20 protein-coding genes and 3 pseudogenes are annotated in these 22,338 nt (G+C 35.3%); 8 read left to right on the forward strand and 15 right to left on the reverse strand.

What is annotated here, in order from left to right; genetic code table 11:
* Window positions 1-37: 37 nt before the first annotated feature.
* Window positions 38-1,127 (reverse strand): peptide chain release factor 2 gene (prfB, locus tag IPP64_02665; GenBank protein ID MBL0328332.1). Its coding sequence is split into 2 segments (ribosomal slippage): window positions 38-1,063 and window positions 1,065-1,127, totalling 1,089 coding nucleotides; the frame shifts between segments, so codons are not numbered across the junction.
* Window positions 1,128-1,188: 61 nt separating this feature from the next.
* On the opposite strand from prfB, the gene IPP64_02670 reads away from it, so the two are divergent.
* Window positions 1,189-1,671, forward strand: a complete 483-nt coding sequence (locus IPP64_02670) for a hypothetical protein (GenBank protein MBL0328333.1) — start codon at window positions 1,189-1,191, stop codon at window positions 1,669-1,671.
* 25 nt (window positions 1,672-1,696) lie between these two features.
* Here IPP64_02670 and IPP64_02675 read toward each other — a convergent pair whose 3' ends face one another.
* The 7 genes from IPP64_02675 to IPP64_02705 form a co-directional block, all read right to left on the reverse strand.
* Window positions 1,697-2,185: a RecX family transcriptional regulator gene (locus IPP64_02675; protein ID MBL0328334.1), complete on the reverse strand. Its 489-nt coding sequence runs from the start codon at window positions 2,183-2,185 to the stop codon at window positions 1,697-1,699.
* A 107-nt stretch (window positions 2,186-2,292) separates the two neighbouring features.
* Window positions 2,293-3,627, reverse strand: coding sequence for a DUF58 domain-containing protein (locus tag IPP64_02680; protein MBL0328335.1), 1,335 nt, complete (start codon window positions 3,625-3,627; stop codon window positions 2,293-2,295).
* Window positions 3,628-3,755: 128 nt separating this feature from the next.
* Window positions 3,756-4,733, reverse strand: coding sequence for a MoxR family ATPase (locus IPP64_02685; GenBank protein MBL0328336.1), 978 nt, complete (start codon window positions 4,731-4,733; stop codon window positions 3,756-3,758).
* A gap of 48 nt (window positions 4,734-4,781) precedes the next feature.
* Window positions 4,782-5,981 carry a DUF4350 domain-containing protein gene (locus tag IPP64_02690; GenBank protein MBL0328337.1) on the reverse strand — a complete coding sequence of 400 codons (1,200 nt, stop codon included), beginning with the start codon at window positions 5,979-5,981 and terminating at the stop codon, window positions 4,782-4,784.
* A 36-nt stretch (window positions 5,982-6,017) separates the two neighbouring features.
* On the reverse strand, window positions 6,018-6,755 hold the full coding sequence (locus IPP64_02695) for a hypothetical protein (protein ID MBL0328338.1): 738 nt from the start codon (window positions 6,753-6,755) through the stop codon (window positions 6,018-6,020).
* Window positions 6,736-7,719, reverse strand: coding sequence for a hypothetical protein (locus tag IPP64_02700; GenBank protein ID MBL0328339.1), 984 nt, complete (start codon window positions 7,717-7,719; stop codon window positions 6,736-6,738). The genes IPP64_02695 and IPP64_02700 overlap by 20 nt, the downstream gene beginning before the upstream one ends.
* Window positions 7,716-8,699, reverse strand: coding sequence for a stage II sporulation protein M (locus tag IPP64_02705; GenBank protein ID MBL0328340.1), 984 nt, complete (start codon window positions 8,697-8,699; stop codon window positions 7,716-7,718). The genes IPP64_02700 and IPP64_02705 overlap by 4 nt, the downstream gene beginning before the upstream one ends.
* Window positions 8,700-8,829: 130 nt before the next feature.
* Between IPP64_02705 and IPP64_02710 the strand changes: the two genes are divergently transcribed.
* Window positions 8,830-9,546 (forward strand): RDD family protein, encoded by a 717-nt coding sequence (locus IPP64_02710; protein MBL0328341.1) that lies wholly within the window; start codon window positions 8,830-8,832, stop codon window positions 9,544-9,546.
* A 53-nt stretch (window positions 9,547-9,599) separates the two neighbouring features.
* Here IPP64_02710 and IPP64_02715 read toward each other — a convergent pair whose 3' ends face one another.
* From IPP64_02715 to IPP64_02735, 5 genes and pseudogenes are all read right to left on the reverse strand, one after another.
* Complete coding sequence (locus tag IPP64_02715; protein MBL0328342.1) at window positions 9,600-9,962, reverse strand: DUF1304 domain-containing protein; 363 nt, start codon at window positions 9,960-9,962, stop codon at window positions 9,600-9,602.
* A 3-nt stretch (window positions 9,963-9,965) separates the two neighbouring features.
* Window positions 9,966-11,854, reverse strand: a pseudogene (locus IPP64_02720) (CocE/NonD family hydrolase).
* An 89-nt stretch (window positions 11,855-11,943) separates the two neighbouring features.
* A pseudogene (locus tag IPP64_02725) lies at window positions 11,944-13,498 on the reverse strand (Rne/Rng family ribonuclease).
* A gap of 348 nt (window positions 13,499-13,846) precedes the next feature.
* Entirely contained in the window at window positions 13,847-14,695 is an 849-nt protein-coding gene (locus IPP64_02730; GenBank protein MBL0328343.1) for a tetratricopeptide repeat protein, read from the reverse strand.
* Between the two features lie 76 nt (window positions 14,696-14,771).
* Window positions 14,772-15,071, reverse strand: a complete 300-nt coding sequence (locus IPP64_02735; GenBank protein MBL0328344.1) for an integration host factor subunit beta — start codon at window positions 15,069-15,071, stop codon at window positions 14,772-14,774.
* 143 nt (window positions 15,072-15,214) lie between these two features.
* On the opposite strand from IPP64_02735, the pseudogene mutY reads away from it, so the two are divergent.
* The 4 genes and pseudogenes from mutY (at window position 15,215) to gldD (ending at window position 18,825) form a co-directional block, all read left to right on the forward strand.
* Window positions 15,215-16,269: pseudogene (mutY, locus tag IPP64_02740) on the forward strand (A/G-specific adenine glycosylase).
* 88 nt (window positions 16,270-16,357) lie between these two features.
* The gene (locus IPP64_02745; protein MBL0328345.1) at window positions 16,358-16,765 is read left to right on the forward strand and encodes a single-stranded DNA-binding protein; all 408 of its coding nucleotides are present in this window, start codon (window positions 16,358-16,360) and stop codon (window positions 16,763-16,765) included.
* A 145-nt stretch (window positions 16,766-16,910) separates the two neighbouring features.
* Window positions 16,911-18,176: a gliding motility-associated protein GldE gene (gene gldE / locus IPP64_02750; GenBank protein MBL0328346.1), complete on the forward strand. Its 1,266-nt coding sequence runs from the start codon at window positions 16,911-16,913 to the stop codon at window positions 18,174-18,176.
* The gene (gene gldD, locus IPP64_02755; GenBank protein ID MBL0328347.1) at window positions 18,166-18,825 is read left to right on the forward strand and encodes a gliding motility lipoprotein GldD; all 660 of its coding nucleotides are present in this window, start codon (window positions 18,166-18,168) and stop codon (window positions 18,823-18,825) included. The genes gldE and gldD overlap by 11 nt, the downstream gene beginning before the upstream one ends.
* Here the strand turns inward: gldD and IPP64_02760 are convergent.
* Window positions 18,800-19,750, reverse strand: a complete 951-nt coding sequence (locus tag IPP64_02760; GenBank protein ID MBL0328348.1) for a COX15/CtaA family protein — start codon at window positions 19,748-19,750, stop codon at window positions 18,800-18,802. The genes gldD and IPP64_02760 overlap by 26 nt on opposite strands.
* Window positions 19,751-19,934: 184 nt before the next feature.
* On the opposite strand from IPP64_02760, the gene IPP64_02765 reads away from it, so the two are divergent.
* Both IPP64_02765 and IPP64_02770 read left to right on the forward strand, forming a co-directional pair.
* On the forward strand, window positions 19,935-20,582 hold the full coding sequence (locus IPP64_02765; protein ID MBL0328349.1) for an outer membrane beta-barrel protein: 648 nt from the start codon (window positions 19,935-19,937) through the stop codon (window positions 20,580-20,582).
* A 45-nt stretch (window positions 20,583-20,627) separates the two neighbouring features.
* Window positions 20,628-21,269, forward strand: coding sequence for a hypothetical protein (locus tag IPP64_02770; GenBank protein MBL0328350.1), 642 nt, complete (start codon window positions 20,628-20,630; stop codon window positions 21,267-21,269).
* Between the two features lie 41 nt (window positions 21,270-21,310).
* On the opposite strand, the gene IPP64_02775 is transcribed toward IPP64_02770, so the two are convergent.
* Window positions 21,311-22,147, reverse strand: coding sequence for a carboxypeptidase regulatory-like domain-containing protein (locus tag IPP64_02775; GenBank protein ID MBL0328351.1), 837 nt, complete (start codon window positions 22,145-22,147; stop codon window positions 21,311-21,313).
* Window positions 22,148-22,338 lie beyond the last annotated feature (191 nt).

Here is a 22,338-nt window from a genome sequence, read left to right on the forward strand (position 1 = left end):
GTCACCTAGTCACCTAGTTACCTAGTTACCTAGTCACTTAACTATTCCCATACTCCATGAGGTATGCCTTAATAAAATCCTTCAAGTCGCCATCCATAACAGCTTGAATGTTGGATGTTTCATAGCCTGTTCTTACATCTTTGATAAGTTTGTAGGGATGAAAAACATAGTTTCGAATTTGTGAACCCCATTCGATTTTCTTTTTATTCCCTTCAATTACATTAATTGCTTCACGTTGTTTTCGCAATTCAATTTCAAACAATTGTGATTTTAATAATTTAATCGCATTTTCTTTATTCTGCAGTTGCGAGCGTGATTCCTGATTTTTGATAATGATTCCTGATGGCTTATGGTATAAGCGCACTGCCGTTTCTACTTTATTTACATTTTGTCCACCAGCGCCTCCGGCTCTGAATGTTTCAAATTCCAGGTCGCCTGGATTGACATCAATTTCAATCGTATCGTCAATTAAAGGATAAGCATAAACAGAAGCAAAAGAAGTATGGCGTTTTGCATTGGAGTCGAAGGGAGAAATACGCACCAAACGATGCACTCCATTTTCACCTTTCAAATATCCAAATGCATAATCGCCTTCAAATTCTAAAGTGACAGATTTTATACCCGCTGTGTCTCCATCGGTGCGGTCGGTCTCTTTTATTTTATAGCCATTTTTACTTCCCCACATCATGTACATACGCATGAGCATTTCTGCCCAGTCGCAGCTTTCTGTTCCACCGGCTCCTGCATTTATTTGTACCACGCAGCTTAAGATATCCTCCTTGCCACTGAGCATATTTTTAAACTCGATTTCTTCTAGATGCTGAACAGTAATTTTATATTGTTCTTCCACATCTTGCTCTGTTGCTTCACCTTGTTTGAAGTAATCATAGAGCAAAGAAAGATCATCCACATTGCTTTGTGCTTTTGCAAATGAGGTAGTCCAGTTCTTTTTAAGTTTAGTTTGTTTGAGCAGTTCTTCTGCTTTTTTTGGGTCATCCCAAAAATTCGGGGCGAGTGCTTTCTCTTCTTCTTCAGCTATTTCGCGGAGCTTACGATCGATGTCAAAGATGCCCCCTTAACGCATCCGTGCGCTCCCGAAGGTCTTTTAGTTGGTCTGTAGTAATCATGGTGTAAAGTTAATAAATATTGGGAAATTGAGTGTGAAATAAGAGTATTTTTGCAGGGATGATGCCAACAAAATATTTTCGTACAACAACAAAAGAATATTGTCATATCAATGACGATACAGTTTTTATATTTAATACGAAGGAACCTACTCGTATTCCTTTGGAGCATGAATTAGGAAACGCATGGGCTGTAAAAAGTATATTGAATTATATATTTTTTGTAATGCTATTACTTTATACCATGTTTTCTGTTTCTTATTATGGGTTTGGTTTTTTTAAGCAACCGGTTAATTACGGAGCCTTATTATTGTTGTTTGTTTCATTTGTGAGAATAAAAGAAGCTTTTGTAAGTAGCAATACACCAACGATTCCAAGAAGCAAAATTAAATCGGTGATTTTTAAAACACCAATGTTCTCCTATCCTAGAGTTGTTATTTATTTTGATGGACCGGAAGGGAATGTTTTACGTAGAAGCATTTCAGTAAAATATAAGGAAGAAGCACTTCAAGTACTTAAGGAAGTTGGTCTTGTGAAGGAGGGGTAAATTTCTTAGTCACCTAGTCACTTAGTTACCTTGTAGCCTCTTTAATTGTTTCCCAGACCAAATCGCCTTCAAATCCTCTTGAAATAGCATATTGTGCCGCTTTATAATTCCGGACTTGCTCTTTGCCTTTTGGATTTTCTTTTAACTTTTTTAGTAGAATCTCTTGGAGTGTTTTTAGATAATCGTCTTCATCAATTTCCTGCATTCCCTTTTTAATGCAGTAGTCGGAAATTTTGCGTTTTTTTAATTCAATCTTTATTTTTATTCTGCCCCATTTTTTAATTCGAAATTTGCCACCTACAAATGCTTTAGCAAAACGCTCTTCATTTAAAAAATTATCGGAAATTAAATTAGCAATGATGTTTTCTACATCGTTGCTATGTAATCCCCATTCATAAAGTTTGTCACGCATCTCTTGCTGGCATCGCTCCTGATAGGCACAGGAGTTTTGCGCTTTTATGGTCGCTTGGTTGGGAGTAAGTTTCTTTTTTGGTTTTTTGTCGTCTTCAAACATTTTTGCTTCATCACTTTTTATTGTTGATACTTCTCTTCAATCAATTGTCCTCTAGTCCCCTAGTCCCTTAGTCCCCTAGTCACTTAGTCACCTAGTTACCTAGTCACTTATATCAGTCCTCTTGCTTTTAATTCCAAGTATTTATTAATCGTATTTACAGATAAATTTTGTGGCGCGGTTAAAATGCTATGAATACCATATTTTTCCAGCTCTTTTACAATTAACTTTTTTTCGTATGCGAATTTTTCGGCAATTGCTTTGTTGTAAACGTCTTCTGTCGATACAGCCGGTTTATTTAAGAAAGCGTTCAGCTCTGTATTTTCAAAAAACACAACAACCAATAAATGGTCTTTGGCTATTCGTCTTAAATATTTTAATTGCCGATTTAGCCCGGATAGACTTTCAAAATTGGTGTATAACAAAAATAAACTTCGCTGATTAATTTTTGTTTTAACATTGATGTATAAATTTTCAAAGTCACTTTCCAGATATCCCGTTTTTTGATTATACAACAACTCCATTATTTTTTGTAATTGTGCATTTCGCCTGTCTGCTGGTAATACCGATTGTACTTTGTTTGAAAATGTAACAATTCCTGCTTTGTCCTGTTTTAACATCGCGATATTGGAAATGACCAAACTGGAATTGATAGCATAATCCAGTAAACTTAAACCTTCAAAGGGCATGCGCATGATTCTTCCCATATCAATCACCGAATACACCTGTTGTGATTTTTCATCTTGATATTGATTAATCATCAATTTGTTTCTTCGGGCAGTCGCTTTCCAGTTAACAGTTCGATAATCGTCTCCAGAAACATATTCTTTTATCTGTTCAAATTCTGCATTGTTACCTCTTCTGCGAATTTTTTTGATTCCGGCATCAGTCAAGCGGTTCGAGATCGCTAGAAGCTCATATTTTCGCATTTGCATAAAGGAAGGATATACCGGCACAAGCATGTCTTGTGAAAAACGATATCGTTTTTGAATAAAACCAATCGGACTTTTGACAAATATATTTACAGCTCCGAAATTGTATTCACCGCGTTTTACCGGATGTACATCATATTCAATAATTTTATTGCTTCCCGATTCAAGTGATAGTTTAAATTCTTTATCTCGTGCCTGAAATTGAAAGGGTAACTCATCAATTACTCCAATGCGAATTGAAAACAAATAGCGATTTTCAATGATAATTTGCACTGGGTTGTCGTCTCCATTTGATAATTTATCAAGTGTATCTCTTCTGGCAAAAACTCCATTTTGATTGATAAAAAGAATTAAAATATCCGCAAATAGCAAAGCAACAATTGCAATTAACGTATAATGTGCAATTGCATAAAGCGTTGGGAAAAAAAATCCAAATACAAGAAATACAACTTCGGCTGCTATAACAAAATAGAGCAAGTTGGAAATGTATATGGATTTAAAAAATGTTTTCATTCTATTCTTAACTATAATTTTTTTACCCGTCAGTTCGAGCGGAGTCGAAAGTAATGGCTGTGATACGTATTGTTTGTGTTTTCTCAACTTCATTCAGAATAACACCAAGCAAACGCCTCTTTGACGAACTATCTAGGAACTTCAATTTTTTCTACAATTCCTTTAATTACGTCTTTTGTTGTAATTCCTTCCATTTCTTTTTCTGGAGTTAAGATGACACGATGTTTTAAAACATGTGCAGTAACAAATTTAATATCATCCGGTGTAACGAAATCGCGGCCTCGCATCGCAGCAATTGCTTTGGAGCTTGTTAAAATTGCTAATGACGCTCGTGGCGAAGCACCCAAATACAAGGATGAATTGTTTCTGGTTTGATTCACAATTTTTGCGATATAGGAAATTAAGTTAGCATCAATGTGAACACTTCCAACTTTTTCACGATACTCTTTCACTTCAGATGCATTCATAACTCCTGCTACAGCAGTAATATCTATCTTGTTTTTACTCGCATGGTAATCCGCAATTATTTTTGTTTCATCTTCCAGTTTTGGATAATCAACCTCTATTTTAAATAGGAAACGATCTAACTGAGCTTCGGGTAAACGATACGTTCCTTCTTGTTCTACCGGATTTTGTGTTGCTAATACAATGAAAGGTGGACTGAGTAGATAGGTTTTCCCGTCAACTGTTATTTGACGCTCTTCCATTGCCTCAAATAATGCTGATTGTGTTTTTGCCGGAGCGCGGTTTATTTCATCGATCAATACGATGTTGGAAAAAAGTGGTCCTTGTTTGAATTCAAATTCAGATGTTTTTAGATTATAAATACTTGTTCCAATTATATCGGACGGCATTAAGTCAGGAGTAAACTGAATTCTTGAAAATTCAACTTTCATGGTTCTTGCCAATAGCTTGGCAGATAGCGTTTTGGCTACCCCCGGGACGCCTTCAATTAAAACATGACCATCAGCCAATATTGCTGCAATCAATAACTCTATCATATCGTCTTGCCCCACAATGATTTTATTGATTTCTCTTTTAATGTTGATTACTGCTATTTGCAGTCCACTGAGGTCAACTCTGTTTTGAAATACTTGTTCTTCCATTTCGTTAATTTATTTTTTACGATTTACAAATAACTTTTCTATTAACTATTATCTTTTATTTTCTGCATGAAACGCTTCAATCATCCTATTTAATTTCAATAATTCATTTTGACTGATACTGGATTTCACATTTAAATCAGCGAAGTAATAAAATAACTGATGTACTTTTTCTTTTTCAACTCCTGATAGATTGGTGATGCGTTCAATGAACACTTCGTCATACAGATTCGTTTTTACTTGAAATGTTGACCGGATGTATTCCAAAAAGTATGTTATTTTTTTGTCAGCAATATTCTTGTGATTCCCCGTTTGATAGTAGAGCGTTCCTACGATATCCACGAAATCTAAGGTAGTATTTCTTAATGGTTCAACGATTGGAATGATGCGTTGTTTGCGCTTTATACCGATTATAATAAAAAGTATTAAAGAAAGTAGTAATACAAAATAAGCGCTTCTTAATGCAGGGTTATTGAAGACAACTCTTAGCGGGCTATCCTTAATTATATTGCCTGCTTTATAATATTCATCCCAAATGACTGTTTGATTTGGAAGATACGATAATGCTCTGTATGCATAATCGTGATTTTTTTCATTGATAAAAAGGTAGTTGGTGTAAACTTCTGGTAGTGTGCTTAAAAATAGCTGACCTTTGCCCCAATTGATTTTTATGTAATTAACATTATTAATACTATTGGTTCCCAATACTGTAACCTTGTTGGTGTCGAAAGAAGTGAAATACGTGTTTTCAATTCCTTTTGAATAGACGTAGTTTGTTTTTCTTTTTAATTGTGGATTTACAAAATTGACTACAGCCGTATCGTAAGGTTTATAAAAATTTCGAAGCTTGATGGAATCTTCCTTTAAAATGTTCTGAACACCTTGGTAATTATCGGTTTTAAGTTTTAACGTATCGGCAAATTTTCCACCATAATAGTTAGCAGCAATAAAAACAGTGTTCCCATTTTTTGCAAATTCTAATAATTCACGAGTGTCTAAATTGTCGGGTTCAAAAGCATTGTTTACAATAATATAGTTACTATGTTTAATTTCTTTTTTGTTTAATACATTATAGATGGGAGCCGCTTCAGTATTTATTTCTTGATCAGGAAAAATTCCCGGTAATGCCTCATACAATGCTGACATACCAAATGGAATTTTGTCCTTTTTCATAAATGTAGGATTCCAATTGATTGGTTTTGGAGCATATACTTGCATAAGGATTAATCCTGTGAAACACAGAACCAACATGAATATATATTTTTTGTTCCCTTTAAACATTCTTCACTATTGCACTTTGAAATTTTTAAATTTCTCAATGGTATTTTTAAAATTTGTTTCGTTTAGTGTGAAATCACCGTACCAAATGTATTCATACAATAGAGCTAATTCTTTGAATTGATTACTGAATTTGCTATTGGAAAGCTCCATTGAATAATCATTGTTCGTTTTATCAATTTGCCAACTGATTAAATTTTTATCTGTCAACTCTTTCAATAATTTTAAAAAATGTAATCGAATGGCTTTGCGATAATCGTTTTTTGTGATTGCATCTCCAATCAATTCGTCAAAATTTATTTTATGAATATCCTCGTCAAACTCTTTAAAGTCAATCGGAATGGATGCACTCTTACCATAAAATACTGCCCGTATGTCATTTTTTAGAAGGAGTAGAATAATAATAACAACAACAGCAGCGATGAGAACGTATTGAAAAATAGTTAAGCCGACTTCTCCTCCTTCGGTATTGAAGATTTTAGAAATACTTCTCCAGAACCATTTTTTGAAACGTTCCCACCAGGATTTTGGAGCAGGTCCAATCCGGTCGTATTGATAATCGCTGTCTTTTAATAATTCTTCTTGTGCCTTAGGATGGGGCTCACGTACTTGAATTTTGGCAGTGTCGTATACTAAACTATACCTCGTTTGAGTAGAATCGTTAATGGAAAATAGGCTACCACTCGCTGTTAGACAACCGATCAGTATACATATAAAAAAGAATTTTCTAATAGTGCTGATTAACATTTGTAGTTGGAGTAGTACCAATTTCGTTTATTCTTTCCATTAATCCTTTTCCGTCATTTTTTTCAGCAAGGCTATAATAATGCACTCCATTGATAACATACATGAAACTGTAGAGCATTGTTGTGCAGAATGTACAGAGGGTTGCAACAATTACAAATCCGATTGACGTTTCATTTTCTCCTCCTTTTAAGCTACTGAAAGTTAAAACCAGCTGATAGGCTACTTGTGGAAGTGAAAAAATAATTCCTATAATACCAATTCCAAAGCTGGAGCAAACTACAATTAACCAGGTCCACCAGAAATTACCTCGCATCACCTCTTTTGTTTTTCCATAAGATCCCAATACACCTGTGCCTTCTTCCATGCGCACCAAATAAACCACTGATAATTGCCATATCAATGGAGGAAATAAGATCAGCATACCAAAAAATGCCGCCACTAAGAATAATATTCCGAGAGCCGGAACGGCAAACCCAATAGCAACACCTAGCGCAACTACACCTCCTACAATGAGAATGATTAATAACGTCAATCCGAAGAATATTCCTAAGATTCCACCGGCATTTTTAAGTAACGTGGAGGAAATATCATTAACAGTAAATTGGCCGGGTCCTTTTTCGATATAATTTAAGATGAATGCGTAAACGGTACCTACCAATGCTAAATTAGCAAGAATACTTGCGATGATGAATATGAAATAAGTCCAACCAAATTGATCCAATATGATATCCATAGGATCTGTCGCGTATGCGGATGCAATACCGGATTGTAATTTACTTTGCATGGTAATCGCATTCGCCTGATAGAAAGCTCCTGCAATGGAACTGATCAGAAGAAATGGTCCTGCAATAAATAACAAGGACTGAAAAAAAAGTTTGAAATTCTGACGAACAAACTTTACGGATGTGTTGAAGGTTTCTCCAAAGTCGCGTACCTGACGCAGATTTATTTTTTCTTGATTCATGTTGTTTGATTAGTATGAATATTTTTTAATGCGCTCTTGTTTAATCGTATCGGATAAATGATAAAATACCAAACGATAAATGTGAGAGAGGCTCCGATGATTGATAAGCTTAACCATATTGGCATTTGTGTATAACGTGTTACAAATGATTCTAGAAATCCCGCTACAATAAATATAGGAACAAGACCAATAGCAATTTTTACACCTTGCTTTGCACCTTTTACAAAAGAGGCTCCACGGGAGTAGGTGCCCGGAAATAAAATACTGTTTCCCATTGTAAGCCCTGCACAACCGGCAATAATGATTGCCGAAATTTCTAACGTGCCATGTATCCATATAACAAGTGCCGATTGCAATAACACACCTTTCGTGTAAAAGAAAAATTGAAATGCACCTACCATCACTCCGTTTGTAAATAACATATAACCTGTTCCAAATGAAAATAGAATTCCCATCGCAAAACAAATAAAAGAAACATAAATATTATTTATTGTAATGATTGAAAACATGTTTCCCTGACTCATTCCTTTGTAAATGTCCATAGGATCGTTTTTGTCGATATTTTCTAAGGTTTCATTAATATATTGGTCGCCTAAGATTAATCGAACAAAGCTGTCATCATACAACGTGGAAACCACTCCTATTAAAAAGGCAACACCAAAAATGAGAAATGCATAAAGCAATTGTTTATGTGAATTTTTAAACAGGAACGGTAATTCATATTTCCAAAAATTAAAAATGCGTGATTTTTTTTCTTTTTTGTTTTTATAGATTTCTTGATGCACACGAGCAGCAATTGAATTTAAATACTGCGTTGTTTTGGTTTTTGGATAATGTGTTTTTGAATAGGATAAATCATCTGTCAGTTGAATAAACAAATCTGCCATTAAATCGGGATTAGAACCACCTTTGGTGGAGATGAGCTTTTCAAACTCTTGCCATTTGTCGGCATTTTGTTTTAAAAATGTAATTTCTTTCACGATCTGTTTATCGATTCTGGTAGTAGTGTTTATCCCGAACACATCTCGTAAATTTATGAAAAATAATCGTTATTTAATAGGTTTTTATAGTCCATTTAATTGCTTATTTTTATAAAAATTCCTGATTTCGATGGATAATATTAAAATACAAACAACACAAAATGTTGATATCGAATACGAGTTAGCGAGTATTGGCGACCGTATTCTTGCCACTCTTCTTGATTATTTGTTTTTTTTCGGGTATTCTCTTCTAATTCTCTTATTGATGAATGTAATTGGAGAAGTAATTGAAAATAATATTTGGCTGGTGATTGTTCTTTTTTTACCAATTCTGCTTTATGATTTGTTATGCGAACTTTTTTTTCAAGGCAAGTCTTTTGGAAAAATGATTATGAAAATAAAAGTAGTGAAGTTGGATGGTACTCAAGCAGGTTTCGGAGCATATCTATTGCGCTGGTTGTTGCGAATAATCGACATGCGTTTATTCTCGGGAGCGATTGCATTGATTGCAATACTTGTGAATGGAAAAGGACAACGTATTGGTGATATGGCCGCAGGAACCACTGTTATAAAAATGAAACAGAAAGTAACCATCCACGATACAATCCTCAATAAAGTAAAGCCAGTTTATACCATCGTCTACCCGGAAGTATCTCGGCTATCCGATTCGGATATTGCTATTATTAAAGAGGTGATGCAAATGGCAATACGAACAGGAAATCAAGAAGCCATCGAGCGCCTAGCGATTAAAACAAAAGATGCAATGGGAATACAAACAAAATTGCCTGATACGCAATTTTTAGCAACTGTTGTGCAAGATTATAGCCAGTATAATTTTGATAAGTAGAACGCAACCTGATAACTATCGGGAGACGCGGAAAATAAATTTTCGCTGATTTATTATTTCAACAAAATTGAAATTAACCCAACCAACGGCAAAAATCCTTGAACCATAAATATTTTTTTATCGGCCGTTAGTGCACCATAAATTCCGGCAACCAAAACACATCCTAAAAAGAAAATAGAAACATTTTCTGACCACTGTACATCCTTAATAAACATTGACCAAATCAATCCTGGCGCCAAAAATCCATTATAGAGTCCCTGGTTTGCTGCCAAGGCCTTGGTTGGTTCAAATAAATGTTCCGGAAAATTTTTAAACGTTTTTTTACCTCTGGTTGTCCATGCAAACATTTCCAGCCACAAAATATAAATGTGAGTTACTGCTACTAAGCCAATAATTATTTTTATTGCAATCTCCATGATTTATTTTTTTAATATCGGTAATAGAATGCTGGATGCATTTGTTGCATCATGATAAATTTTAATGTTAGACTTGATAAAATCTTTTTCATCACAATGGTAAATGTCTAAAAATTGTTGTGGATTTCTATCTACCAAAGGAAACCAAGTGCTTTGTATCTGAATCATTAATTTATGCCCTTTTTGAAAGGTGTGTGCAACATCCGGTAATTCAAAACTCACAGGAGTAATTTGGTTCGGAACAAACGGTTCAGGAAGCTTTCCGATTGAATCGCCAGGAGTAAAACTATTTCTGAATTTTCCTCTCAATACTTCTCCGCGAACCAACATTTGATAACCTCCCATCGGGTATTTATCGGTTTCGGTATATTTAAAATCATTCGGGAATACATCAATGAGTTTTACAATAAAATCGGCATCGGTGGTGGAAATGCTCGCTAACAAATTGGCAATTACCGGACCTGCTAGTGTTATGTCCTCTGCTAAAATTTCAGTCGTAAACACAAGAACATCCGGTCTACGTGCAGCAAAGCGTTGGTCGTCAATCATGTATTCACGTGTACGTTGTAAGTGCACATCTTCCGTATATGGAACTGGTTTAGCCGGATCGCTCACATAATCCGTAAAACTGTTTACGGATGTTGGTTTTGTGAACGAGAGTCCACCATTCTCTTTTAAATAAATGAGTTTTGATTCAACATTTTTAGGTGGCCATTCTGTAAAGGTTGTCCATTTGTTGGCGCCTGTTAAAAAAATAGTTGCTTCTGCAATTTTGTTCGCATCGCCTTCTCCTTTCAAATAATAATTGAAAAAAGGCATTTCAATATTTTTATAATAAAAGTCAGAATTTCCTTCTCCAAATTTTACATTTCCTAAGGAACTGCCGTCTGTTTTTGCCCATCCACCGTGAATCCAAGGGCCCATCACAATTCTGTTGTTTGTTTTCGGACTGTTTTTTTCAATTGTTTTATAAGTGTTCCAAGCTCCCCAAACATCTTCTGCATCAAATAAACCTCCGGTGATCAAAACAGCGGGTTTAACATTTTTTAAATGATAGGTTACGGCTCTTGCTTTCCAAAATTCATCATAGTTTCCATGATTCATTTCTTCATTCCAAAATTTCATGGAATCACCCATGTATAATTTGGTGAGATTTTTTAATGTTCCAACTTTTAAGAAGAAATCGTAATTGTCGGGAGTGGGATATTTAAAGTCGGGTCCACTCTCTGTTGTTGGTTTCGGACGAGGAACTCCAAAGGAATAATCGAAATCAAAATCATCCATCATAAAGAATGCACCTTTGTGATGAACGTCATCACCAATAAACCAATCAGTAACAGGGGCTTGTGGACCAACAGCTTTTAATGCCGGATGCCCACATAAGGCTGCCATAGTTGAATAAAAACCGGGATACGAAATTCCACTTACACCAACATTGCCATTATTTGTAGGAATGTTTTTATCATCCAATCAATCGCATCATAAGTATCACTTGCTTCGTCCACATCTTTTTTTGTTTTTTTATTTGGGTTATAGGGTCGAACATCTTCATATACTCCTTCGCTCATGTAGGCACCGCGCACATCCTGATAAACGATGATGTAATTTTGTTTGAAATACTCACGCGTGTTTCTGGTCCAGAAATTTCTGAATTTATCTTCACCATAGGGAGCGCAAGAGTATGGGGTGCGCGTAAGCATGATGGGATATTTTTTTGAAGCATCTTTCGGAATATAAATGGATGTAAATAGTTTTACACCATCACGCATTGGGATGCTACGTTCGATTTTATAATAGTTGGTAACAAAATAAACAGAATCTTGATTGATGATTTGTGCTTGAAGTGTTATATAAAAGAAGAATGCGAAAAGTGTTGGGATAATTTTTTTCATTGGTTTTACTTTATTTATCAAATATATTTTAATAACAAAAACGCCTCAATCTCTCAAGGCGTTTTGTCTATTATTTTACATCTACTATTTTAAATCTTAATCTCATCTTCATTCTTATTCATAAAATGGTATTCCATAAATGTATAAGAAGAAACTGCGCGTACTTTAAATTTTCGTCCGTACTTTTTAGCCCATTTGTGTTTTAATGAATTAAAGAAGAAACCTTTTGTGATGTAGGCTTCAAGGTAAGGATGCACACAAAGTGTAATGTCTTTTTCGTTTTGTTCTTTTAGAATATAACGTAAGTTATTTTCTATTTGATCAATTAAAATAATACTCGCTTGAATTTCACCACTACCATTACATGTAGGGCATTTTTCTACGGTTACAATATTCATCTCCGGGCGAACGCGTTGACGTGTAATCTGGATTAATCCAAATTTACTTGGAGGAAGAATGTTGTGCTTCGCACGATCTTTCGACATTTCGTCACGAATCTTTTCGTAAAGCAATTTGCGATTTTCGGCAGAATGTAAATCAATAAAATCGACAACGATGATTCCGCCCATATCGCGTAAACGCAATTGACGAGCCACTTCAACAGCTGCCTCTAAGTTTACTTCTAGCGCATTGTTTTCTTGTGAGTTGTCCGATTTCGCGCGATTACCACTGTTTACATCGATAACGTGTAACGCTTCGGTATGCTCAACAATTAAATAACCACCACTTTTCATGGTTACTGTTTTTCCAAACAATCCTTTGATTTGTCTATCAACTCCAAAGTTGTCGAAGATAGGAGTGGTGCCTTTGTAAAGTTTTAAAATGTTTTCTTTATCGGGAGCAATGGCATGTAAATACGTTTTTGTTTCGTCATACAATGCTTGGTCATTTACATGAATACTGTTGAAACTTGCATTAAGCAAATCTCGCAATATTGCAGAGGTACGATCCAATTCACCTAATACTTTTGCGGTGGTTGTGCTGTTTTTAATGCTTCAAAACAGATGTCCCACTTTTTTACCAAATCGTTTAAATCTGCATCCAAATCTGCAACACTCTTTCCTTCAGCTACGGTACGGATAATAACACCAAAGTTTTTAGGTTTGATGCTGGCAATCAGTTTTTTTAAACGCGTTTTCTCATCATTGGTTTTAATTTTTTGAGAAACGGATATTTTATCTGAAAAAGGAATTAGGACTAAATATCGTCCTGCTAAAGAAATTTCGGTAGTAATTCGAGGGCCTTTTGTAGAAATCGGCTCCTTGGCAATTTGAATTAGAATTTGTTGGTTGGCATTGATGATATTGCCTATTTTACCATCCTTTGGGATATCGTTTTCGAACTTAAAATACATTAAGTTGGAAGTCGTTTGTTTCCCCGTTTGTACCAATTTGGTATATTTTCCGAATGATGCGGCCTGAGGCCCCAAATCCAGATAATGCAAAAATGCATCTTTTTCGTATCCAACATCCACAAAGGCTGCATTTAATCCGGGCATCACTTTTTTAACGCGTCCCAAATAAATGTCGCCTACTGAAAAGTTATTGTTGCTTTTTCTCGATTAAGTTCTACTAATCGTTTGTCATTCAATAATGCAATAACAACTTCCGAGGGCTTGGAATCAATGATTAATTCGCTGTTCACTCTAAAGTTTTTTAAATAATACAATATCCACAGCCCTCCGCTAATTGGGAGTCTGTGGACTTTTTTTAATATTGATTGTGCTTAATTTCTCCCGGCATTATGGGACGAAAAGAAAACAAACAGACGTGTGCTAATAAACAGAATAGAAATTGGAATTTCTATTCTGTAAAATAAAGCTACTAATCACATATTTAAAATAATCCTAATCCCGATAATTAATCAGGAAGGAATTATTTTTCTTATGTCTGTTTTTCTCAAACGTTTTTACGTTTGTGAGTAGCCATTTTATGTCTTTTTCTTTTTTTACCGCTTGGCATGACTTAAAAATTTAATGTTTATAAAATCTATTTACTGTGTGTGACCATGAGTTTCCTCAGTGGTTAATTTATTTATATAATCCTGTACTTCTGTTTTAATAGTTACATCGTCTACCAATGCAACATATTTTTTTAAACTCTCAATCGCTTTTGTTTTATCACCCATCTGAATATATGCATCTGCTAAATGCAAATAAGCCTCAATGTAATCCGGTTGAAATTTCAAAACTTTTTCAAATCGAGCAATTGCCTTTTCCCATTGTCCTGAACGTTCTGAGAAAAATGCAAAATTTAATTGCAAGTTTACATTCGTTGAATCTGTTTTCTCAATCTCACGTAACATTCCGATTCCTTTCATCGGATCCGGACTGCCTTCCACATAACATGCTGCTAAACTGATTTTTGCATCCACGTTTTTGGGATTCATTTCAAGCACATGGTTGTAACATTCAATTGCCTTGTTATACAATAAAGGGCGATTGGTTTCTTCCACAAACCGGGTAGCAGCGTAATAACGACTTGCTGCTTCAAACCAATTCACTTCCGTTGGTGAGGCTTGTGATGCTAGCTCCATATAATAAGCAGCAACCGAAGGATTTCGCAAGCTGTCCCACATGTTAATCATGTTTTCAAAAGCAAGCTTTTTATCAGGCGAAGTTTTAATGGCTTCATCCAATGATTGAACTGCTTTTTTTTCGCTTGCACCCAACGCATCAATAGCACTTTGCACCATTTTGGTGAAATCAGCTGTTTCTGAATGCTCGTGTTCTGCAACTGGGGCTTCTTCTTTTGGAAGAAGTTTTGTGTTTGCTAATAATAAAAGAACGATAAGTAATAATGCTCCTGAAACGACTGCTATTTGAGTTTTATTCAGTTTCATTTTTATATGTTTGATTTAGGAATACAATAAAGGATTTTAAAATTTCACGATCCTAAATTCAGCAATCCTAAATTAGTTATGCTGGTATTTCTTTTTTAACGTTTTTCTTCACTTTCTCAGCAAATGTTTTAGCCGGTTTGAAAGCCGGAATATAATGAGCTGGGATAATGATGGTTGTGTTTTTGGAAATATTTCTTCCGGTTTTTTCAGCACGTTTTTTTACAATGAAACTTCCAAATCCTCTTAAATAAACATTCTCTCCGCTCACCATTGAGTTTCTAACTGATTTCATGAATGCTTCTACGCTTGCTTGAACTGCTACTTTTTCAATTCCTGTTTTTTCTGCAATGTCGTTAATGATGTCTGCCTTTGTCATACTTCTATAAACTATTTATAATCAAACAATTAATACAATAATAATTTTTCGGGAGGCAAAAGATAGTATTTTAATTTTCAAACAAAAATTTAAATCGTAATTTCGACCTGATTTTGATTAAAATCCTGCATTAAAGCCTCAAAATGAAGCATTTTTCTCCTAAAATAATTGCCTGGTACCACCAAAATAAACGTGATTTGCCTTGGCGGAATACAAAAGATGCTTATTTAATATGGCTTTCAGAGATTATCTTGCAACAAACCCGTGTAGAGCAGGGGATGGCCTATTATTTAAAATTTGCCCAAAATTTCCCTACTGTAAAACATCTTGCACAAGCTGATAATGATAAAGTAATGAAACTCTGGCAAGGATTGGGCTATTATTCCCGTGCCCGTAACTTACATACTACCGCAAAAACGGTTCATACAATATATAAAGGTAAGTTTCCATCTAGCTATGAAGATATTCTCTCTTTAAAAGGGGTGGGCGATTATACAGCTGCTGCAATTGCTTCTTTTGCATTTAATAAACCGCATGCGGTTGTGGATGGCAATGTTTATCGCGTACTTTCTCGTGTTTTTGGTATTGAAACGCCTATTGATAGCTCATTGGGTAAAAAGAGTTTTACAAATTAGCCAACGAACTAATTGATAAGAAAAATCCAGGTCTGCACAATCAAGCCTTCATGGAATTTGGCGCTATTCAGTGCAAGCCGGTAAATCCTGATTGTAATGGTTGTCCTTTAAATATGCATTGTTATGCATTTTCTAAAAAGATGGTAGCCGATTTGCCAATCAAGGAAAAGAAAACAAAAGTACGAAATCGCTACTTCAATTATATTGTATTCCGGTATAAAGGAACAATTGCAATTCATAAACGTACTGCAAATGATATTTGGATAAATCTTCATGATTTTCCGTTGATTGAAACGGACAAAGAGTTATCTGAAGAGCAATTGTTAAAATCACCCGAGTGGAAACAACTATTGGGTAAGACAAAATATTCTATAAAGTCGATTTCGAAACCTTATAAGCACATCCTGAGTCACCAAAAAATTTATGCCCGTTTTGTAGAAATTGAATCAAAACAAACTTTAAAAACATTTTTACCAAAGGATGTTCTTGTTATCAGAGAAAACGATATTCATAAATTCGCAGTTCCGAGGTTGGTGGACCTTTATCTGGAGAAGAAAAATTGATTCTGTTTAACTGGCAACCAAGGAGCATTTCATCTTTGGATGTAAGGCCATTTTTCCTTATATTTGTTACTGAAATAAATTTTTAGTTATGGCAGGCGTTAATAAAGTAATATTGGTTGGTAATTTAGGGAAAGATCCAGAAGTGCGACACCTAGAAGGTGGTGCGGCAGTTGCGAATTTTCCAATCGCTACAACAGAAATATATAAAGACAAAACAGGAGCTCGTCAAGAACAAACCGAATGGCATAATATTGTTGTTTGGAGAGGCTTGGCAGAAGTAGCAGAAAAATATTTGAAAAAGGGAATGACCATCTATATCGAGGGCAAATTAAGAACACGTTCTTGGGATGATAAGGAAGGACACAAGCGCTATACAACTGAAGTGGTTGGCGATACATTCACCATTTTAAGTAAAAAAGAAAATCAATCCGGTGGTAGCAACGATGATCATAGTAGCTTGTCGGGACCCAAAACAGGAGATGATTTACCTTTTTAATCCGATTAATTGCAAACTGCTATCTTTGCAGGAATATACGTTTAACTAATACCAAAAAATTTTGGCCGTCACGAGTACCCTTCTTGTTCATTCTTCGCTTTTAAGCATTGTCGTAAATCCATTATCGTTTAGTATTGTAATTGCAATGATAACCATGTTTGTGTTGTTATTGGTGGTCGCTTTAGTTTCTGCTGCTGAATCAGCATTCTTCTCACTCACCCCGAATGATATGGAAGAATTGAAATCTTCCGATGCAAAATCAGATGAGAAAATCCTTCAATTGATAGAATCACCGAAACGCTTGTTGGCCACGGTTTTAATAAGTATCAACTTTATTAATATCGCAATTGTAATTGTCAACTCCTCCTTTATTTTCGGTGCGGAAGGATGGTTTGATTTTCCAGGTAGTCCAACCTTAGGATTCGTAATTCAGGTGGTTGCTGTTACCTTTTTAATCTTGTTGATTGGTGAAGTAACCCCTAAAATTTATGCGACCCAAAATCCGTTGAAAGCCTCACGCAGACTGATTTATTTTGTGCTCGTTCTCCAACGTTTGTTCTCACCTGTCAGCTCATTTTTGATTTTTATTACTTCTTTATTGGATAAAGTCATAAAGCCAAAATCACATAGTATTTCCGTTGATGAATTGTCTCAAGCCCTGGATTTGACTTCAGACGAGGATATTCCTGAAGAAGATCATAAAATTTTAAAAGGCATTGTGAAATTTGGAAATACCGATGTAAAACAGATTATGCAATCACGTACCCATGTGACTGCATTCGAATATAAAATCGGATACACAAAATTACTCGCGGATATTACCGCTTTTGGCTTTTCGCGCGTTCCAATTTATAAAGAAACATTAGACAATATTGTAGGTGTATTGTATACCAAAGATTTGTTGCAATACATTAATGAAACGGATGATTTTAATTGGCAAGGCATTGTTCGTCCTCCGTTTTTTGTTCCTGAGAATAAAAAAATTGACGATTTGTTGCGTGAGTTTCAATACAAAAAAATTCACTTAGCTGTTGTGGTTGATGAATATGGCGGAACTTCAGGGATTGTTACCTTGGAAGATGTGATTGAAGAAATTGTTGGAGAAATTAACGATGAGTTTGATGATGATGATATCGTTTATTCGAAGTTAGATGATTCTAATTTTGTATTTGAAGGGAAAGCCGCATTAAACGATGTGGCGAGAATTCTGGAAATTGATAGAGCTGATTTTGAAGATGCAAAAGGCGAAGCTGATAGTCTTGCTGGATTGATTATTGAAATTGAAGGTCGTATTCCAACGAAAAACGAAAAAATTGCATTCAAAAATTTAATTTTCACAATTGAATCTGCCGATAATAGAAAAATTAAACGTGTTAAAATTACAATTGAAAGGTCGAATGATGAAGAGTAAATTAAGAGGTGTTACATATCAGGTGTCGGGAATTTTAGGAGGCATCTTGATTCTTTTTTCTTGCGTCTTGTTTCCAGCTTGTGGTGGTGATGACGAAGATGAAGCCATTGCTCCGAAGCCACGTGCATACTATCGTTTGGTTTTCCCTGAAAAAAAATATGTACGCTACGATTCAGTTTGTCCTTTTTCTTTTGAAATCCCTACCTACACTAAAATGGAAAAGGATAAGAATTATCGTGCTGAACCTTGTTGGCTGAATTTGGAATTTCCAAGCATGAATGGAACACTTCATTTAACCTATCATGAAGTGAAGAACGACATCAATGCTTATTTAGATGAAACAAACGAACTGGCATCGAAGCATCAAATCAAAGCCTCAGGCATTGAAGAGAAATTAGTTGCGCGTGATTCCAGTAAAGTATATGGATTAATTTATGAGATTGGCGGAAATGCTGCTTCATCTATTCAGTTTTTTTTAACAGACAGCACACATCATTTTATTCGCGGTGCCCTGTATTTTAACGTTGCACCAAATACAGATTCAATTGCTCCTGTTGTTGATTTTGTTAGGAAAGATATCTATCGAATGATAGAAACATTTGAATGGAAAAGTGGAGGAACGATTACTTCTTCAAAACCTTCAAAATAATCAAGAACTGCAGCGCATAAGCAATACAAGCTAACAGTAAATGAATAGGTTGGAGTGGAGCCGGAAGTGCAAATCTACTTAAGATAATACCAGCGAGAAGTTCTCCAATTAAAACAATTCCTAATATCTTCCCGTATTTTTTTAATGAATCAGTCGCGTCACTTTTTATGATTTTATAAATCATAAAAAAGTTAACCAGCATAATTGCAATTGAAAAGCTACGGTGAACTTTAAAGGATATGCCTAAGTTTTCAATGATATCTCCTCTGAAGGATGCATCGAAATTTTTTAATAATACATCTACTTCTTCGCGTACCTGTGTTCCAAGCATAATTTGAATAATCGTAAAAAAGAAAACAATCGCACCCAGTTGAATAATTCGAGGGTTTACAATTGTTTCGGAAGTAATTGAAATTAATTTTTTAGCACGATAAATAATTGCAACAGCAACAGCTAATATCACCAGCGCCATCACCATGTGAATCGTAATTTTCATTGGTGCTAAATTACTGCTCACCACTTTTGCTCCCAGCCACCCTTGAAATCCAATCATAAAAAATGAAAGCAACGACATCACAAAAATACGTTTGTCTTGCTTTCTGATTTTGATAGAAAGAAGTAATTGAATAAATACCAATATCCCTAAAATAGCTCCCGCCAAACGATTAATATACTCTGTCCATGTGTTTAGTGCATTAAATTCTGCAACCGCATGATGTTCTCCTGCATACAGGTCTTTATAGTTTGGAGGTAATTGTGAAACATCCGTTGGCGGAATCCAATTGCCGAAACATTTTGGCCAGTCCGGACAGCCCATTCCGGAGCCGGTCGCACGAACGACAGAGCCGGCAATGATGACAATAATAATAAATACCAAGGTGATTTGGGCAATCAGAATAAAACGATGGATGCTCTTTGTATTCATAAAATGAATTTCGCATCAAAATTACTAAATGTTTCGCCTCGCAATATGATAATTGTCAGATTGTAAAAACAAAAAATATCAGGTTCTACCGAATCTTATAGTCTATTTACCTCAAATCAAGCACCTACTGCAATATCAGTAAGCAGTGGGTTGTTTTACACATATAACTAAAACAAACATCCCTATGAACAAGATCATTCTATTTGCTTTGCTTCTTCCAGTGATGGGCATGGCACAAGAACCGCTCGACAAAGAAAGCGGTTATTTTCAATTAGGTGTTAGAAATGCAGTGAGTGTATTCAGCGATGATGGTGCTGCAGGTTTTGGATACGGTGGTCAATTTCGAATTCGGGTTTTAAGTCGTATTAATACTGATTGGTATGCCGATTATATTACAACGGATATTGGCGGATTGGCTCGAAGAGAGGATTTGCACATCGGTTGGTCCGTTCTGGCTTACCCATTCAACTACCACACTAATAAAGGTAAAATTACGCCTTACATTTTGGCAGGACATTGCTTTGACTATTCGAAAATTACTAAAAATGCGAATGGATTTGCAAAAGACAAGCTGAGCAGTGCTGTTCAAGCAGGTTTGGGGATGCATTATAACATCACCGATAAAGCGGATATTTCATTAACTGCACAATATATGATGCATCTCGGTAAAGACATTAATGCGGAAGTTTTTGAGATAGATGGAAGGAAAGACGTTTTGATAGAAAAGAATCAAGTGAGGGGAATTGAAGGGCATATGCTCATTAATATAAGTTTAAATGTACGCTTATTTGATATGTGGGATCAACATCATAAAAGAAAGAAAACGGCCTAACTGTTTTGTGTTTCAGAATACGAACGATTTTTAAATTTTACACTTATGGATTCTAAAAAATTAAGCGCAATATTTCTGTTTTTTTCAAGTGTTGTTTTTGCACAACAAGACAAAATACAATATATACACAAACATTTGGTTCGTGCAGATGCTTCTATTGTAGGCGGGTATTTGTTTAATGAAGGACTAAGCAATGTGCATATAAACGGAAGCGCAGAATATTATATGGATAATAAAATATCAATTCGAGGTTCAGCCAGTTATCTCTTGGGAAGTAGCGGTATCACAAATGATTCGATGGGTTTAAAAGATTTTCATTCAATCTATTTAGGAGCGGCCTATCACTTTACTACCAATGGTCACTTTGATCCATATGTGATTGTGCAACCGGGGGTGGCGTATACATCTTCTTTTCAAGTTCACAATTGGGTTCCGGTTCAATTGCAAGATGAGCAAATAAGTCATACATATTATCCAGGTGTAGTTAGTCCTTTAGCAACTGTTGGTGTTGGTTTTAACTATTATTTCCAGCGCTTTGCTCATTTATTTGTTGAAACAAGATACGTTTACGGAAGACACTTGTCTCAGGCTCCTAGTCCAATTTCTCTTGAAGAGTTGAGAATTACATTTGGGTTAGGTTTTAATTTATTTGTTGTAAAAGAAAAAAAGAAAAATACTTCATCTTAAAATAAAAACTCCGCTCTGATTGTCAGAGCGGAGTTTTTATTTTATTGAGTAATTTCCATTGGTTCACTTACTTTTTTAGCCGCAGCATCTCGTTCTTTTCTGTCGTCTATTTTATTCTGTTTACGATTCATTTCCCATTTGTATTCTTTGGTGGTAATGATTACTAATCCACCGGTGCAATCACCATACATGGCCGGTACACCACCTGTAATGATTTCCATTCCGCTAATTCCCATGCCCGGTACATCTGGTACTTCCATTGTTTTATTACCATCCACATAATAGCCTGTGCTTCCTCTGCGTGAACCTCTTACATAAATGTCTTTTCCGTCAGGCGTTTCCAATACTCCTGGCGTTACCATTACTATTAAGCCTATAATATCAGTTTTTCCAACAGCACTGTTTTCAATTTGATTGATGGAAAGTGGAGTTACGGTTACAAATTTAGAGTCAAAAGCAGGTTCTACGAAATTTGCTGTGATTACAACATATGGTAAATCTTTCGATGATAAACTCATGTTGATAGTCACATATCTGATTTGATTCGGATTGACACTTACTTTTTCCAGAAGAAAAGTATTGTAACTGCTTGCAAATGCTTTGATGCTATACTTCCCCGGAGTTAATTCTTTTACGGTAAATTCCCCATTGATGTCGGTTTGAGTCGAAGCAACAACGGTTGAATCTTGTAGGATAGCGACTTGAGTAAATGGTAAGGGCGCTTTCTTTTCATCTTCTATTGTTCCTTTAATAGTACCATTTGTTTGAGCAATGGCATTGATTGAACCCAACATTACAAACAGTATTGCAATTGTTTTTAATGTACTACTCATTACTTTATTTTTAAAGTGATTGAGTTCCTGATTTTTCGTTTTCATAAGTATGGAGTTTAAAAGGTTTATGTTGATTCGAGATTGCGCTTTTACTCGGTTTGCAAATAAGACGTTTACAAAAACACTTTTCCATAAATAAAAAATTAATCACATAAACATAGAATGAAAAAGGAGGATAGGAAAATGATTTTACTATAGTTCTGTAATGTTCAGTATCTCCAATTCGATATTTCTAT

This window comes from Bacteroidota bacterium, assembly GCA_016722565.1.
Classification (GTDB): domain Bacteria; phylum Bacteroidota; class Bacteroidia; order 2-12-FULL-35-15; family 2-12-FULL-35-15; genus 2-12-FULL-35-15.